Annotated in this window: 13 protein-coding genes; 9 read left to right on the top strand and 4 right to left on the bottom strand. The window is 70.6% G+C overall.

Going from position 1 to position 15,720, the window contains the following annotated elements; translation table 11 throughout:
* Positions 1-207 precede the first annotated feature (207 nt).
* The 4 genes from polA to DRV85_RS08155 all read left to right on the top strand — a co-directional run bounded on the left by polA (position 208) and on the right by DRV85_RS08155 (position 5,235).
* Entirely contained in the window at positions 208-3,015 is a 2,808-nt protein-coding gene (gene polA, locus DRV85_RS08170; RefSeq protein WP_113288952.1) for a DNA polymerase I, read from the top strand.
* Positions 3,016-3,088: 73 nt separating this feature from the next.
* Complete coding sequence (locus DRV85_RS08165) at positions 3,089-3,709, top strand: hypothetical protein (protein ID WP_113288951.1); 621 nt, start codon at positions 3,089-3,091, stop codon at positions 3,707-3,709.
* A 97-nt stretch (positions 3,710-3,806) separates the two neighbouring features.
* Entirely contained in the window at positions 3,807-4,223 is a 417-nt protein-coding gene (locus DRV85_RS08160) for a universal stress protein (RefSeq protein ID WP_113288950.1), read from the top strand.
* Positions 4,224-4,317: 94 nt separating this feature from the next.
* The gene (locus DRV85_RS08155) at positions 4,318-5,235 is read left to right on the top strand and encodes a cation diffusion facilitator family transporter (RefSeq protein ID WP_113288949.1); all 918 of its coding nucleotides are present in this window, start codon (positions 4,318-4,320) and stop codon (positions 5,233-5,235) included.
* 16 nt (positions 5,236-5,251) lie between these two features.
* On the opposite strand, the gene DRV85_RS08150 is transcribed toward DRV85_RS08155, so the two are convergent.
* The 3 genes from DRV85_RS08150 to DRV85_RS08140 all read right to left on the bottom strand — a co-directional run bounded on the left by DRV85_RS08150 (position 5,252) and on the right by DRV85_RS08140 (position 6,931).
* The gene (locus tag DRV85_RS08150; protein ID WP_113288948.1) at positions 5,252-5,482 is read right to left on the bottom strand and encodes a DUF2798 domain-containing protein; all 231 of its coding nucleotides are present in this window, start codon (positions 5,480-5,482) and stop codon (positions 5,252-5,254) included.
* 101 nt (positions 5,483-5,583) lie between these two features.
* Positions 5,584-6,282 carry an SDR family NAD(P)-dependent oxidoreductase gene (locus tag DRV85_RS08145; RefSeq protein WP_113288947.1) on the bottom strand — a complete coding sequence of 233 codons (699 nt, stop codon included), beginning with the start codon at positions 6,280-6,282 and terminating at the stop codon, positions 5,584-5,586.
* Positions 6,283-6,334: 52 nt separating this feature from the next.
* Positions 6,335-6,931 carry a DUF1285 domain-containing protein gene (locus DRV85_RS08140; RefSeq protein WP_113288946.1) on the bottom strand — a complete coding sequence of 199 codons (597 nt, stop codon included), beginning with the start codon at positions 6,929-6,931 and terminating at the stop codon, positions 6,335-6,337.
* Between the two features lie 67 nt (positions 6,932-6,998).
* Here DRV85_RS08140 and DRV85_RS08135 point away from each other — a divergent pair, with 67 nt between their 5' ends.
* Genes DRV85_RS08135 through DRV85_RS08120 form a run of 4 tightly spaced genes read left to right on the top strand, consistent with a single transcriptional unit; the run spans position 6,999 to position 13,679 of the window.
* Positions 6,999-8,006: an AAA family ATPase gene (locus DRV85_RS08135; protein WP_113288945.1), complete on the top strand. Its 1,008-nt coding sequence runs from the start codon at positions 6,999-7,001 to the stop codon at positions 8,004-8,006.
* Complete coding sequence (locus DRV85_RS08130; protein WP_113288944.1) at positions 8,003-8,878, top strand: DUF58 domain-containing protein; 876 nt, start codon at positions 8,003-8,005, stop codon at positions 8,876-8,878. The genes DRV85_RS08135 and DRV85_RS08130 overlap by 4 nt, the downstream gene beginning before the upstream one ends.
* Entirely contained in the window at positions 8,875-11,640 is a 2,766-nt protein-coding gene (locus DRV85_RS08125; RefSeq protein WP_113288943.1) for a DUF4159 domain-containing protein, read from the top strand. Before DRV85_RS08130 ends, DRV85_RS08125 begins: the two co-directional genes overlap by 4 nt.
* Positions 11,637-13,679: a hypothetical protein gene (locus DRV85_RS08120; protein ID WP_113288942.1), complete on the top strand. Its 2,043-nt coding sequence runs from the start codon at positions 11,637-11,639 to the stop codon at positions 13,677-13,679. The genes DRV85_RS08125 and DRV85_RS08120 overlap by 4 nt, the downstream gene beginning before the upstream one ends.
* Positions 13,680-13,778: 99 nt before the next feature.
* On the opposite strand, the gene DRV85_RS08115 is transcribed toward DRV85_RS08120, so the two are convergent.
* Positions 13,779-14,108, bottom strand: coding sequence for a hypothetical protein (locus DRV85_RS08115; RefSeq protein WP_233495437.1), 330 nt, complete (start codon positions 14,106-14,108; stop codon positions 13,779-13,781).
* Positions 14,109-14,255: 147 nt separating this feature from the next.
* Here DRV85_RS08115 and DRV85_RS08110 point away from each other — a divergent pair, with 147 nt between their 5' ends.
* Positions 14,256-15,704, top strand: a complete 1,449-nt coding sequence (locus tag DRV85_RS08110) for an FAD-linked oxidase C-terminal domain-containing protein (protein WP_113288940.1) — start codon at positions 14,256-14,258, stop codon at positions 15,702-15,704.
* The last annotated feature ends 16 nt before the right edge of the window (positions 15,705-15,720 follow it).

Genomic DNA, 15,720 nt, shown 5'->3' with positions numbered 1-15,720 from the left:
CGTGCGCCTTCCGACATCACGACCACGAAGAAGACACGCGCAAGACACCGCGCTCTTCTTCTTGGAGACAAATATCCCGGGGGTGAGGCCCGGAACGGGCCGAGGGGGCAGCGCCCCCTTCTTCGGCCCCGCCGTCGCAGCCCCCACTGGCCCCCCGACCGCGCCCGTGGCAAAAGGCGGGGTGCACGCCTGCGGAGGGATAAGCGCATGAGTTTCGGCAAGGGCCACCATCTGCATCTCATCGACGGCTCGGCCTTCATCTTCCGCGCCTATCACGCGCTGCCGCCGCTCACGCGGCGCTCGGACGGGGCGCCGGTGGGCGCGGTGGCGGGCTTTTGCAACATGCTGCAGCGCTACATCGCCGCGAACGAGGGGCCGGACGCGGCGACGCATCTCGCGGTGATCTTCGACAAGGGCAGCCACACCTTCCGCAACGACCTCTACGAGGCCTACAAGGCCAACCGCGAAGAGATGCCCGAGGAACTGCGCCCGCAGATCCCGCTCACCCGCCGCGCGGTCGAGGCCTTCAACATCCCCTGCATCGAGCTCGAGGGCTTCGAGGCCGACGACATCATCGCGACGCTCGCGCGCCAGGCGCGCGAGGCGGGCGGGCGCGTGACGATCGTCAGTTCGGACAAGGACCTGATGCAGCTCGTCGGCGGCGGCGTCGAAATGTTCGACGCGATGAAGAACCGCCGCATCGACGTGGACGGCGTGCGCGAGAAGTTCGGCGTCGATCCTGCGCGCGTAGTGGACGTGCAGGCGCTCGCCGGCGACAGCGTCGACAACGTGCCCGGCGCGCCGGGGATCGGGGTCAAGACCGCGGCGCTTCTCGTGAACGAGTTCGGCGACATCGAGACGCTTCTGGCGCGTGCGGAGGAGATCAAGCAGCCCAAGCGGCGGCAGACGCTCATCGACCACGCCGAGCAGATCCGTCTTTCCAAGTCGCTGGTGCAGCTTGACGACAACGTGACGCTCGACTTCGGGCCGGACGACCTCGAGCTCCGGGAGCCCGATCCCGACGCACTGCTGGGCTTTCTCACGGAGATGGAGTTCCGCACGCTCACCCGCCGCATCGCCGAGGCGCTGGGCGTCGAGCCGCCGGTGGTGCCGGACGTCGCCCCGCAGGAGGAGGCGGGCGGCGACGATCCCGAGACGCCCGCGCCGGCGCCCTTCGAGCCGCAGGCCTACATCTGCATCCGCGACATGGGCACGCTCGCGGACTGGATCGCGCGCGCCCGCGCGCAGGGCTGGGTTGCCTTCGACACCGAGACGACGGGGCTCGACGAGATGCGCTGCGAGCTCGTCGGCGTCTCGCTGGCGCTTGCGCCCGGCGAAGCGGCCTATGTGCCACTGGCGCACAAGGCCGACGGGGCGGACGATCTCTTCGGAGGCGAGGCGCTGGCGGAGGGGCAGATCCCGATGGAAGAGGCGCTGGCGGCGCTGCGCGATCTCCTCGAGGACGACGCGGTGCTCAAGATCGGGCAGAACGTGAAATACGACGCCAAGGTGCTCGCCCGGCTCGGCATCCGGATGGCGCCCTTCGACGACACGCTGCTCATGTCCTACGCAATGTATTCCGGCCTGCACGGGCACGGCATGGACACGCTTTCCGAGCGCTACCTCGGCCATGGCTGCATCCCGATCAAGGAGCTGATCGGCTCGGGCAAGAGCCAGATCACCTTCGACCGGGTGCCGATCGACAAGGCCACGCCCTACGCCGGCGAGGACGCCGATGTGACGCTGCGGCTCTGGCAGCACTTCAAGCCGCAGCTGCACGCGGCCCATGTCACGCGGGTCTACGAGCGGATGGAGCGCCCGCTCGCGCCGGTGCTCGCGCGGATGGAGATGGCGGGCGTCCGGGTGGACCGCGACACGCTCTCGCGCATGTCGGGCGCCTTCTCGCAGAAGATGGCGGCGCTCGAGGCCGAGATTCACGAGCTTGCCGGAGAAAGGTTCAACGTGGGCAGCCCCAAGCAGCTGGGCGAGATCCTCTTCGACAAGATGAGCCTGCCGGGCGGCAAGCATGGCAAGACCGGCGCCTATGCCACGCCGGCCGACGTGCTGGAGGATCTGGCGACGGAGCACGAGCTGCCGCGCAAGGTGCTCGACTGGCGCGCGGTCTCCAAGCTCAAGAGCACCTATACCGACGCCCTGCAGGAGCACATCAACCCGGAAACGGGGCGCGTGCACACCTCCTACGTCCAGTCGGGCGCGGCGACGGGGCGGCTGGCCTCGACCGACCCCAACCTGCAGAACATCCCCATCCGCACCGAGGAGGGGCGGCGCATCCGCGAGGCCTTCGTCGCGGAGGAGGGCAAGGTGCTCGTCAGCCTCGACTACAGCCAGATCGAGCTCCGCATCCTCGCCCATATCGCCGGAATCGAACAGCTCAGGACCGCCTTCCGCGAGGGCCAGGACATCCATGCGATGACCGCCTCCGAGATGTTCGACGTCCCCCTCGACGAGATGACGCCCGAGATCCGCCGCCGCGCCAAGGCGATCAACTTCGGCGTGATCTACGGCATCTCGGGCTTCGGGCTCGCGCGCAACCTGCGCATCCCGCGCGGCGAGGCGCAGGGCTTCATCGACCGCTACTTCGAGCGCTTCCCCGGCATTCGCGACTACATGGACGACACCGTGGCCTTCGCCAGGGAGCACGGCCGAGTCGAGACGCTCTTCGGCCGGGTGATCCATACGCCCGAGATCAATGCGCGCGGCCCGCGCGCGGGCTTCGCGCGGCGCGCGGCGATCAACGCGCCGATCCAGGGCACGGCCGCCGACATCATCCGCCGCGCCATGGTCCGCATGCCCGCTGCGATCGAAGGGCTGCCCGCCGAGATGTTGCTTCAGGTGCACGACGAGCTGCTCTTCGAGGTGGAGCAAGGCGCGGAGGACGCACTGATTTCGACGGCGCGCGAGGTCATGGAGGGCGCTGCCGAGCCGGTGGTGAAGCTCGACGTGCCGCTTGTCGTGGACGCAGGACAGGGCGCGAACTGGGCCGCGGCGCACTGAGGCACCCGAGGCGGGCGGAAACCCCCGGGCCTCTTCCGCGTTGCCTTCCCTGCGACGAAGGCGGGAGAGGCCCATGCTCGGCTGGATCGCCGGCAATTCCGATGTTCTGCGACTGGCCGTGAGCCTGCTGACGGTGGCCGTGTGGGTGGCCTATCTGCAGGTTTTCCTGATGAGCTACCTGCGCCAGCGCACGCCGGTCATCCTCATCAGCACGGGCGCATCCTCGGACGAGCAGGCGCGCTGCATCGTCAGCAACATGAGCTCCGAACCGATCTATCTTATCGATGTGCTCGCCGAAGTGACGCTCGACGACGGCGCGCGGCAGAGCGCGCAGGTCACCGAGCGCGACGAACTCGACTTCGGCGACGTGGCCCGGCCGATCGAGCGCACCAACCAGGGGCCGCTGGCAAGCGGCGATTTCGTGGATATCGGCAGCTTTTCGGAGGTGTTGCACCGCGTCGAGAAGCGCAGCGGGCTCGAGGACGTGATGGCGCGCGTGACCGGAATGACCCTGACCGCCGCGGCCGCCTCGGGCCGCGCGAGCAAGATCGTCGCCGCATGCCGCAGCTACAGCGCCCGACGTGCCGAGGATGGCAGGCTCAGCTTCGCCCCGCATCGGCTCATGGCGCGGCAGCTGCGGCATGGCCGACGACGCCGGCGCGTCCTGCGGCAACTGCGCGGAGAGCTGAGATGACGCCGCAGGCCAACGAGACGGCGTTTTCGGGCAGGCCTCGTGCCGGCCGGGAGCGCACTGCTCACACGCAACACCCCCCCGATTCGAAAGGCACGCGATGCCACGCGAGACCAGAAAGATCCTCTGCCCCGTCAACCTGCGCCACGTGAAGCTGGAGCAGAACGCCTACGAAGAGGCCTGCGAGATGGCGGTGCGCCGCGGTGCCGAGCTGATCGTGGCGACGATCGCGCCCGAGATGGAGCGCAACCTCAACATCCGCGACTCCGAGGCCTACTGGAGCGGCGAGCTCAGGAAGTTCGTCGCCGAGCACCCTCCGGGGCCCGTGGACCCGCGGCTCGTGGTCCGCAAGGGCGCGGTGCACCGGCAGATCGTCAGGCTGGCGGATGAAGAAAAGGTGGACCTGATCGTGATGGAGGCGGCGAATCCCCGGATCCAGGACTATCTGCTTGGCACCACGGCCAGCCACGTCGCCGCGCACGCCTCCTGCTCGGTCTATCTGGTGCGCACGCCGTGAGCGAAGAGGCCCGCGAGGGCCGATGAGCGCCGCTCCTCCGCCCTTTCGCGCGTCGTCGCTGGATCGGCGCGCACGGCGCTGCTAGGGCCGGGGCATGAGCGGGCATGGCCATCATCACCATCATCACATCGACCCCGCCGCGGGTGACGCGCGCGTCGCGCTCGCGGTGGCGGCGAACCTGGGTCTCACCCTCGCGCAGATCGTGGCGGGCGTGATCGCCGGCTCGCTCGCGCTCATCGCGGACGCGATCCACAATCTTTCGGACGCGCTCTCGCTGGGCATCGCGCTCGCGGCGCGGCGTATCGGGCGGCGGCCGGCGGACGCCGCGATGACCTTCGGCTACGGCCGCGCCGAGGTGGTGGCCGCGCTGATCAACTACACCACGCTCATCGTGATCTCGGTCTGGCTCCTGGCGGAGGGGGTCATGCGGCTCGCCGCGCCGGAGCCGGTCGCGGGCTGGATCGTGGTGATCGTGGCGGGCGTGGCGCTTGTCGTGGACGTGGCGACGGTCCTGCTCACCTGGGCGATGGCGAAATCCAGCGTGAACATCCGCGCGGCCTTTCTGCACAACCTGTCCGACGCGATGGCCTCGGTGGGCGTGATCGTTTCGGGCAGCCTGATCCTGCTCTACGGGTGGTATTGGCTGGACGCCGCGGCGACGCTCGCCATTGCCGGCTACATCCTTTGGCAGTCGGCGGCCGGGCTCAAACCCGTCGTGCGGATCCTTATGCTGGCCAGCCCCGAAGGTATCGACCCGCGCGAGGTGCTGGACGCCATGCGCGCGCAGCAGGGCGTGCGCGACGTGCATCACCTGCATATCTGGCGCATGCAGGAGCACGAGGGTGCTCTGGAGGCGCATGTCGTTCTCGACGGGGACCGCCCCGCGCAGGAGGTGCGACTCGCGCTGCGCGACATGCTCGAGGCCCGCTTCGGCCTTGCACACAGCACGCTCCAGATCGAGACGCCGGAGACGGCCTGCCCGGACGATCGCGCGATCGGGCACCGGGTCTGATCGGGCGCCGGCCGGCTTACGCCGGTCGCTCGGTCAGCGCCTGCACGAGCCGCCGGACCGGCGGCACCACGACGAGCACCAGCGGAAAGGCCAGCGCCCAGGCCGAGAGCCACGCGCTCGCCCAGGCGCCGAGCACGCCCTCGGCAAGGCCCAGGGTGCGCAGCGTCGTCATCCCCGAGACGAGGCTGGACATGATGCCCGAGACGAGGAACGCGAAGAGGATATGGGCGTAGCGTGCGGGAATCATGGCTCCTTCCGTGTGTCGTCGCTGTCAGGAGGTCACACATAGGCCCGACCCCGCGCGGCCCAAGGAAAGGCCGCGTCCCGCCCTGTGCAAGGCAGCGACGTTCAGAAGCGTTCGACCCAGGGCCGCAGCGTGAGCTCGTCCGACCAGGCCGAACGATCCTGCCGGATCAGACCGAGATAGGCGCGCGCGATCGCCTCGGGAGCGAGCATCGAGTCGGGGGCGTCCTCCGGTTCGGTGCGGCCCGGGTTGCGGATCGCGCCGTCGATGTTGACCCAGGCCACGTGGATGCCCCTGGGATGCAGTTCGCGGGCCATCGACTGCGCGAGGCCGCGCTCGGCGAACTTGCCCATGGCGAAGGGCGCGGAGTTGGGAAAGCCCTTCACCCCCGCCGACGCACCCGTGAAAAGGATCGTGCCCCGCACGCCGCCGACAGGCTCGGCCGCCTGCATCGCCCGCGCCGCCGCCTGCCCCATGAGGAAGGCTCCGAAGGCCGTGACCTCGAGCGCGCGGCGCACCTCGTCCGGCGCGAGCTCCGCGATTGGTCCACGCACTCGGGCGGATGGGTTGTAGATCGCCACGCGGGGCGCAGCCGGCAGCCCGTCGAAGAGCGCGGCCATCGCCCCGGCGTCCGTCGCATCCATCGCCACGGTGCGCGCGCCCGTCTCTTCGGCGAGCCCCGCAAGCTTTTCCGCATCCCGCGCAGCCAGCGTGAGCGCGTAGCCCTCCGCCGCCAGCAAGCGCGCGAGCGCGGCCGAGAGCCCCTGTCCCACGCCAACGATGACAGCCTGATCCTTCGCCATGTCGTCGCCTCCGTCGCGGTCCGCCTGCTGCCGGCCGGCCTTGCCGGTGTCTTCAGCCTTCCGGCAGTTCGGCCGCGGGAATCACCGGGAAGAACTCGCCCGACGACCAGAGCCCGAACCAGAGTTCGCCGTCCACCTCTTCGCGCGCGCCGCGCTCGACGAGACGGTAGAAACTCTTGCGGTCGATCAGCGCCTCGAGCCGGTCGCGCACGAGAACGTAGGGCGAGGGCTCGCCCGTCTCGGGATCGCGCACCACCCGAATCGGATGCTCGGGGCCGGCGACGGCGTGATCGCCGACGTGGGTGACGAAGGTGAGCACCTGATCGCGGCCCTCGCCCTCGGCCTCGAAGTCCACGGCGACGAAGGGCGCGTCGTCCACGGTGATTCCCACCTTCTCGACCGGGGTGACGAGGAAATAGTCGTCGCCGTCCTTCCGGAGGATTGAGGAGAACAGCTTCACCAGCTCGAAGCGGCCGATCGGCGTGCCAAGGTAGAACCACGTCCCGTCCCGGGCGATTCGCATGTCGAGATCCCCGCAGAACGGCGGATTCCACTTGTGGACGGGCGGCAGGCCCTTGCCCTTTTTGGCGGCGCGGGCGGCCTCTGCGATGCTCTCGGCGGACGGGGTCACGGGAATTTGTGCGCTCATGCTTTTTGCCTTCCTTCCGTCACGCGATAACTGTTGGAGTCGATATATGACGAAGGGAGGGCCTGTCATGGCCGAGGATGCCGATCTGGTCGCGGAGATCGAGGCGCTCGAGGACAAGCTCGCGCAGGCGCGCGGCTCGATCACCCGCCGCTTCATCGGGCAGGAGAAGGTGGTGGACCTCACCCTCTCGGCGCTGCTCTGCGGCGGCCACGCCCTGCTGATCGGCCTGCCCGGCCTGGGCAAGACACGCCTCGTCGAGACGCTGTCGACGGTCATGGGCCTCGACGGCAACCGCATCCAGTTCACGCCAGACCTGATGCCGGCCGACATCCTCGGCTCCGAGGTGCTGGAGACCGGCGCCGACGGCAGCCGCGCCTTCAAGTTCATCCCCGGCCCGATCTTCTGCCAGCTGCTGATGGCCGACGAGATCAACCGCGCGAGCCCGCGCACGCAGTCGGCGCTTCTGCAGGCGATGCAGGAGAAGCAGGTCACCGTCGCCGGGGAGGACCGGAAGCTCGACGCGCCTTTCCATGTGCTCGCAACGCAGAACCCGATCGAGCAGGAAGGCACCTATCCCCTGCCCGAGGCGCAGCTCGACCGTTTCCTCGTGCAGATCGACGTCGAATACCCCGACCGCGACACCGAGCGCGCCATCCTGCTGGCCACCACCGGCTCCGCGGAGGAGGAGGCGCATCAGGTGTTCAGCGCCGCTGACCTGATCGCCGCGCAGAAGCTTCTGCGCCGGATGCCGGTGGGCGAGAGCGTGGTGGAAGTGATTCTCGATCTCGTGCGCGCCTTTCGTCCCGACGACGAGACCGCGAGCGACCGCATCCGCGAGAGCGTGGCCTGGGGCCCCGGCCCCCGCGCGGCGCAAGCGCTGATGCTCACGGTGCGCGCACGCGCGCTTCTGCAGGGCCGGCTCGCGCCGTCGGTCGAGGATGTCTTCGCCATGGCCAGGCCGGTGCTCAGCCACCGCATGGCGCTGCGCTTCTCCGCTCGGGCGCGGGGCGAGAACCTCGGCGCTATCATCGACGAAACCTGTGAGGGCATGTCCCGGCCCGAGGCCGCCGCGTGAGCGAACCCCTCGCCCTTCGCGCCCGCGCCGAGGCCGAGGCGGGCACGCTCCCGCCGCTCTTGGCCCGCGCCGATCATCTGGCCGGCACCGTGCTGCTGGGCAGCCACGGACGGCGGCGCGCGGGCATGGGCGACGATTTCTGGCAATACCGCCCGATGATGGCCGGCGACACCGCGCGCATGGTGGACTGGCGCCGCTCTGCGCGCTCGGATGCGCAATTCGTGCGCGAGCGCGAATGGCAGATCGCCCAGTCTGTGCTGATGTGGGTGGATCAGGCCGCCTCGATGCGCTTCTCCTCCTCCAGCGACCTGCCGGAAAAGGCGGACCGGGCGCGCCTGCTGGCGCTCTCGGTGGCCATCCTGCTGGTGCGGGGCGGCGAGCGCGTGGGCCTGACCGGCGGAAGTCTGCCGCCGCGGCGGGGCGAGGTGCAGCTCCTGCGGCTGGCGGAGGCCTTCTCGCGCGACGCCATCGAGGATTACGGCCACCCCGAGGCCCGCGCGATGCTGCCGCAGTCCCGCGCGCTCTTCATCTCGGATTTCCTGGGCGACCCCGAGCCGGTGGAGTCCGCGCTGGCCAAGGCCGCGGATCGCGGCGTGCGCGGCGTGATGCTGCAGGTTCTCGACCCTGCGGAAGAAGCCTTTCCCTTTCGCGGCCGAACGATCTTCGAAAGCGTGGGCCGCAGCCTGAGCCACGAGACGCTGAAGGCGGACGACCTGCGCGACCGCTACCTTCAGCGGCTCGCCGAGCGAAAGGCGCGATTGGCCGCACTCTGTGAAACCACCGGATGGCGCTATCATAGCCACCACACGAGCGACTCGGCGCAATCCGCGCTGCTGTGGCTCTGGCAGGCGATGGACGGGGGGCTCGAATGACGCTCTTCGGCACGATCGGCTTCACCGCGCCCTGGCTTCTGGCGGCGCTCGCCGCGCTGCCGATCCTGTGGCTTCTGCTGCGCGCGATCCCGCCTGCGCCGTTGCGGCGGCGCTTTCCCGGCGTCGCGCTGCTGCTTGGCCTGCGCGACGACGAGCAGGTGAGCGACCGCACGCCCTGGTGGCTTCTCCTGCTGCGGATGCTGGCGGTCGCGGCGGTCATCATCGGCCTCGCCGGTCCGGTTCTGAACCCGGAGGACGAGACGCAGGCCGGGCGCGGGCCGCTGCTGATCCTGTCGGACGGATCCTGGGGCGGCGCATCCGAATGGCGCGCGAAGGAAGAGGCGCTGGAAGGCGTGCTCGCCGAGGCCGGACGCGACGGCCGCACGGTGGCGCTCGCACGGCTGACGACGCCGGAGGCGCCCGTCTTTCAGGCGGCGGACGCGTGGCGCGGGCGGCTATCGGAGCTCGCGCCGCAGCCCTGGACGCCGGACGCCGGGGATGTCGAGGCCTTCCTCGCCGAACTCGGCGATCAGGCCTTCGATACACTCTGGCTGTCGGACGGGCTGGCGCGCGAGAGCCGCGCGACCCTCCTCGAGGCGCTGGAGTCGCGCGGCCGTGTCCGCGTGATGCAGTCGCCGGGCGCGGTTCTCGCGCTCGAGCCGCCGGTGTTCGAGGACGGGGCGATCGCGCTGACCGCGCGGCGCAGCGCAGGTGGCGCGCCGCGCGAAATCGCCATCGCCGTGCACGGCCTCGACCCGGCGGGCGCGCCGCGCATCCTGGCACGCGCGACGGCTGACTTCGCCGCCGGCGGCACGACCGCGCAAACGTCGCTCTCCCTGCCGGCCGAGTTGCGCGCCCGCCTTACCCGCTTCGAGATCGAGGGCACGCGCAGCGCGGGCGCGGTGGCGCTTCCCGACGACTCGCTGCGCCGCCGCGAGGTGGCGCTGATCGCCGGCCGCGAGGACCGCGAAGGCCTCGAGCTGCTCTCGCCGCTGCACTACCTGGAAAACGCGCTGGAGCCGACCGCGGAACTGCTCGACGGCGCCCTGACCGATATCCTGCCCGCCAACCCGGACGTGATCGTGCTGGCCGATGTGGCGACGCTCTCGCCGGCGGAGAAGCAAGGCCTCGTCGAATGGGTCGAGTCCGGCGGGCTGCTGTTGCGCTTCGCCGGCCCGCGGCTGGCGGCCAGCGAACTGAGCCGCGCCGAGGAGGACGTGCTCATGCCCGTCCGGCTGCGCGCCGGCGGACGAACCGTGGGCGGCGCCATGAGCTGGGGCGAGCCCAAGCAACTCGCTCCCTTCGCCGAGGACAGTCCGTTCTTCGGGCTGGAGGTGCCCGAGGACGTGACCGTCTCGGCACAGGTGATGGCGCAACCCGATCCGGGACTGTCCGAGCGCGTCATCGCCGAGCTCACCGACGGCACGCCGCTGGTGACCCGCAAGGAACTCGGACAGGGGCAGGTCGTGCTCGTGCACGTCTCCGCCAATGCCGAGTGGTCGTCCCTGCCGCTCTCGGGCCTCTTCGTCCAGATGCTCGAGCGGCTGGCGGTCTCTTCGGCCGTCGCCCAGCCCGAGCCGAAGGATCTGGAAGGCACCGTCTGGCAGCCGCTGCAGCTGCTCGACGGATTCGGGCAGCTGCGTGACGCAGGCACACTGCCCGGCGTGCCGGGGCCGGAGCTGGTCTCCGATCCTCTCGGCCCCGATCTGCGCCCCGGCCTCTACGAGGGCGAAGAGCGCACCCTCGCCCGCAACGTGGTGACCGCCGAGACCGACCTCGCGCCGGCCATCTGGCCGGAACGCGTCGCCGTCGAGGGGCTGGAACGCCCGCAGGAGACGCCGCTCGCCGGCGCGTTCCTTCTCGCCGCGCTGGCGCTGCTGCTGGCGGACGTGATCGCCTCGCTCGCGCTCTCCGGGCGGTTGCGCGGCGGCGCGGGGGCGACAGCGGCCGTCCTTCTCGCGGCGCTCATGGCCATGCCCCATGCCGGCGCGGCGCAGCAGAGCGAGGACGCCTTCGCGCTGGCCGCGACGCAGGAAGTGGCGCTCGCCCATGTGGTGACCGGCGACGCCGAGCTCGACGAAATGGCCCATGCCGGCCTGCGCGGCCTGTCCGAGACGCTGTTCTTCCGCACCTCGGTCGAACCGTCGGAGCCCTTCGCGGTGGACCTCGAGACCGACGAACTGGCTTTCTTCCCCCTGCTCTACTGGCCGGTGACGCCGGATCAGCCGACGCCCTCGGCCGAGGCCTACGCGAAGCTGAACGAATACCTGCGCTCGGGCGGCATGATCCTGTTCGACACGCGCGATGCGGACGTGGCGCGCTACGGCGCCTCGTCGCCCAATGGGCGCAAGCTGCAGGAGCTCGCCCGCCCGCTCGACATCCCCCCGCTCGAACCCGTGCCGGAGGACCATGTGCTGACCCGCACCTTCTACCTGCTGCAGGATTTCCCCGGCCGCCATGCCAGCCGCGACGTCTGGGTCGAGGCCGCACCGCCGGATGCCGAGCGGATCGAGGGGATGCCCTTCCGCAACCTCAACGACAACGTGACGCCGGTGGTGATCGGCGGCAACGACTGGGCCGCCGCCTGGGCCATGGATGAGCGTGGCAACCCGCTCTATCCCGTCGGCCGCGGCTATACCGGCGAGCGTCAGCGCGAGCTGGCCTACCGCTTCGGCGTCAATCTCGTGATGCACGTGCTGACCGGCAACTACAAGTCGGACCAGGTGCATGTGCCCGCGCTGCTCGACAGGCTCGGCCAATGACCGGAAGCATCCTCTTCGACCCGCTCGTGCCGCTATGGCTGCTCGCCGCAGGCGGCGGCGTCGTGCTGGCCGCCGTCGCGCTCGCCGCGTGGCGGGGGCTTTCGGGCTGGGCGCTGCGCGGGCTCGCCGGGCTGGTGATCCTCGCAGCGCTCGCGCAGCCCAGCTGGCAGCAGGAGGACCGCGCACCGCTCTCGGACATTGTGCTGCTGGTGGAGGACCGGACAGCCTCGCAACGCCTCGCGGAGCGGGCCGGGACGACGGCCGAGGCCGCCGAGGCGCTGGCGCAGGAGATCGCGTCGCGCCCCAACACCGAGGTGCGCCGGATCACCGTGCCGGACGCCGAGGGCGACGAGGGCACGTTGCTGATGACCGCCGTCTCGGAGGCGCTGGCGCGCGAACCGAGGGCCCGCGTCGCCGGCGTGATCCTGATGTCCGACGGCCGGCTGCACGATCTCGAACGCCTGCCCGAACTGCCTGCGCCGATGCATCTGCTTCTGACGGGCAAGGAGAGCGACTGGGACCGCCGGCTCATCGTCAGGAACGCGCCCGCCTTCGCGATTCTGGACGAGGAAATCGAGCTGACGATCCGGATCGAGGACGAGGGCGCGGCGCCCGAGGACGCGCGCACCGCACCGCTCGAGATCTCCGTGGACGGTGCCGAGCCCGAGCGCTTCGAGATCGACATCGGCCGCGACGTGCGCCTGCCGATCACCCTGCCGCATGCCGGGCGCAACGTGATCCGCTTCTCGGTGCCCGAGGCCGAGGGCGAGCTGACCGACCGCAACAACGCGGCGCTGGTGCAGATCAACGGCGTGCGCGACCGGCTGCGCGTGCTGCTGGTCTCTGGCGAGCCACACGCCGGCACGCGGACCTGGCGCAACCTGCTGAAATCCGACAGCTCGGTGGACCTCGTGCATTTCACCATCCTGCGCCCGCCAGAGAAGCAGGACGGCGTGCCGGTGTCCGAGCTGTCGCTCATCGCCTTCCCGACGCGGGAGCTCTTCCTCGAGAAGGTGGACGATTTCGACCTGATCATCTTCGACCGCTACAAGCGGCGCGGCATCCTGCCGTCGATCTACCTCGACAATGTTGCGAACTATGTGCGCGGCGGCGGCGCCGTGCTGGTCGCGGCCGGCCCCGATTTCGCCAGCGCCGACAGCCTCTATCGCTCGCCGCTCTCGACGGTGATTCCGGCCGCGCCAACGGCGCGCGTGGTGGACGCGCCCTACCGCCCCGAAGTCACCGATCTGGGCCAGCGCCACCCGGTGACGGCCGGCCTGCCCGACGCGGGCGACTGGGGCCGCTGGATGCGCCAGATCGAGGTGACGCCGGAGCGCGGCGACGTCGTGATGCAGGGGACAGACGACCGCCCGCTGCTGGTGCTCGACCGGGTGGAAGACGGGCGCATCGCGCTCATGGCCTCGGATCACGCCTGGCTCTGGAACCGCGGCTACGAGGGCGGCGGCCCGCAGCTGGAGCTGCTGCGCCGCCTCGCGCACTGGATGATGAAGGAACCCGAACTGGAGGAAGAGGCGCTGACCGCCGAGGCCACGGGGCAGCGGATGCGGATCATCCGGCGGACGCTGTCCGAAGAGGTGGGCGCGGTGACGGTCACCACCCCCTCCGGCGAGGAGGCCACCCTGCCGATGGAAGAGGTCGCGCCGGGCCGCTTCGAGGCGCTCTACGACGGGCCGGAGATCGGCCTCTACCGGCTCGAGCAGGGCGAGCAGGAGGCCGTGATCGGCCTGGGCCCCGCGGCGCCGCGCGAGTTCGTCCAGACCATCGCCAGCGCCGCGGCGCTCGAACCCGCCATCGAGGCGCTGCGCGGCGGGATCCTGCGCCTCGAGGAGGGCCTGCCCACCGTCCGCAGCGTGCGCGAGGGCCGCCCAGCGGCGGGACGCGGCTGGATCGGTATCACGCCGCGCGAGGCCTACGAGACCCTGAGCGTGCGCCAGACCCCGCTGCTTCCTGCCTGGGCGGTGCTGCTGGCGGCCTCGGCCCTGATCCTCGGCGCCTGGCTGCGCGAGGGGCGCCGATAGGGCGCCGCTTCTCCGCCCTGACGGGCGTCCTCGCTGCCCCGGCGGGCCGTTTCGAGCGAGGAGCGCCCGCAAGGGCCGACGAGCACCCCCGGCGCAGGATCACTCCCCGGCCAGCCGCAGCGTCCGCGTCTCACCGCTCCAGCCGGTTCTGGTCGTCGAAGATTCGAGTCGCACGTCGGTGACGCCCTCCGGCACCACGACGCCGGCAAGCGAGCGGGTGAAGGGCTGCTCGGTCACATGCGGATGCAGCAGTTCGCGCGTTCCCGGCACCTCGCCCGAGGGCGCCGGTACGCGCCAGCCGTCGGCATGATCGTCCCAGCCCGTGTCGCAATGCCGCGGCGTCACCGAGAAGCGCCAGCCGTGGCCCTCCCGTTCCGCGGCGGCGTCGACGACGCGGGCCGGATCCGCGCCCAGCGGGGCGGTCGCCACGAGCGCGGCGGACAGGATCGGTCAGCGCATCGGCACGTCCTCCCTGACCGCGCCGTCTACCACGACCGGCCTCGCGCCCCGCGCCCCATGTATGCTTGCCAGGCCGGGGAGCGCAGACTACTCATTCGGGGCAAGGAGGAGCCCCGCATGGACATGCCAGCCCCCGATCCGGCGATCCTCGCACGCAAGGACGAGCTCGTCACACGCTTGAAGGAGATCCTGCCCGAGCGGGCGGTGATCCACGACGCGGCGGAGACCCGGGCCTATGAGTGCGACGCGCTGACCGCCTATCGCTGCCCGCCGATGGCGGTGGTGCTGCCCGGCTCGACCGAGGAGGTCAGCCGCGTGCTCGCCCTCTGCCACCGTTTGGGCGTGCCTGTCGTGCCGCGCGGCTCGGGCACCAGCCTCGCAGGTGGCGCGCTGCCCACCGCAGACTGCGTGCTCCTCGGCGTCTCTCGGATGACCGAGGTGCTCGAGACGAGCTACGAAGACCGGTTCATCCGGGTGCAGACCGGGCGCACCAACCTGTCGGTCACCGGCGCGGTGGAGGAAGACGGCTTCTTCTACGCGCCCGACCCCTCGAGCCAGCTCGCCTGCGCGATCGCGGGCAACATCGCGATGAACTCGGGCGGCGCGCACTGCCTGAAGTACGGCGTGACGACGAACAACCTTCTCGGCGCGACCGTGGTGCTGATGGACGGCACGGTGATCGAGCTGGGCGGCGCGCATCTGGACGCGGGCGGATTCGACCTTCTTGGACTGATCTGCGGCTCCGAGGGGCAGCTCGGTGTCGTGACCGAGGCCACGCTGCGCATCCTGCCGAAGCCCGAAGGCGCGCGCCCCGTGCTGATGGGATTTTCCTCCTCCGAGGTGGCGGGCGCCTGCGTCAGCGACATCATCCGGGCGGGCGTGCTGCCCGTGGCGATCGAGTTCATGGACCGTCCCTGCATCGAGGCCACGGAGGCCTTTGCGCAGGCGGGCTATCCCGACTGCGAGGCGCTGCTGATCGTCGAGGTCGAGGGCGCGGAGGCCGAGATCGACCACCAGCTCGGCCTCATCAAGCAGATCGCGGGCAAGCACGACCCCGTCGAACTGCGCGAGGCCGCCGACGAGGACGAGGCCGCGCGCATCTGGAAGGGCCGCAAATCCGCCTTCGGCGCGATGGGGCAGCTGGGCGACTACATCTGCCTCGACGGCACGATCCCGGTGTCCGAGCTTCCGCGGGTGCTCGGCCGCATCGGCGCGCTTTCGGCTGACTTCGGGCTCCGCGTCGCCAACGTCTTCCACGCGGGCGACGGCAACATGCACCCGCTCATCCTCTTCGACGCCAACACCCCCGGCGACCTGGAGACCGCCGAGGCGCTGGGGGCCGAGATCCTGAAACTCTGCGTCGCGGCGGGAGGCTGCCTGACAGGCGAGCACGGCGTCGGCGTCGAGAAGCGCGACCTCATGGCGCATCAGTTCGCGCCCGCAGACCTCGAGGCGCAGATGGCCGTGAAGGACGTCTTCGATCCCGCCTGGCTGCTCAACCCGGCGAAGGTCTTTCCGCTCGCGGCGTCCGAAGCCAGGCGCGCGGCGCGGCTCGCGGCCGAATAAGGGGGCTGTCTGCCCC

Origin of the sequence: Rhodosalinus halophilus, from assembly GCF_003298775.1 — a bacterium.
Taxonomy (GTDB): Bacteria; Pseudomonadota; Alphaproteobacteria; order Rhodobacterales; family Rhodobacteraceae; genus Rhodosalinus; species Rhodosalinus halophilus.
Note: the sequence above shows the minus strand (reverse complement) of the source record. Positions and strands in the feature narration are given on the sequence as shown.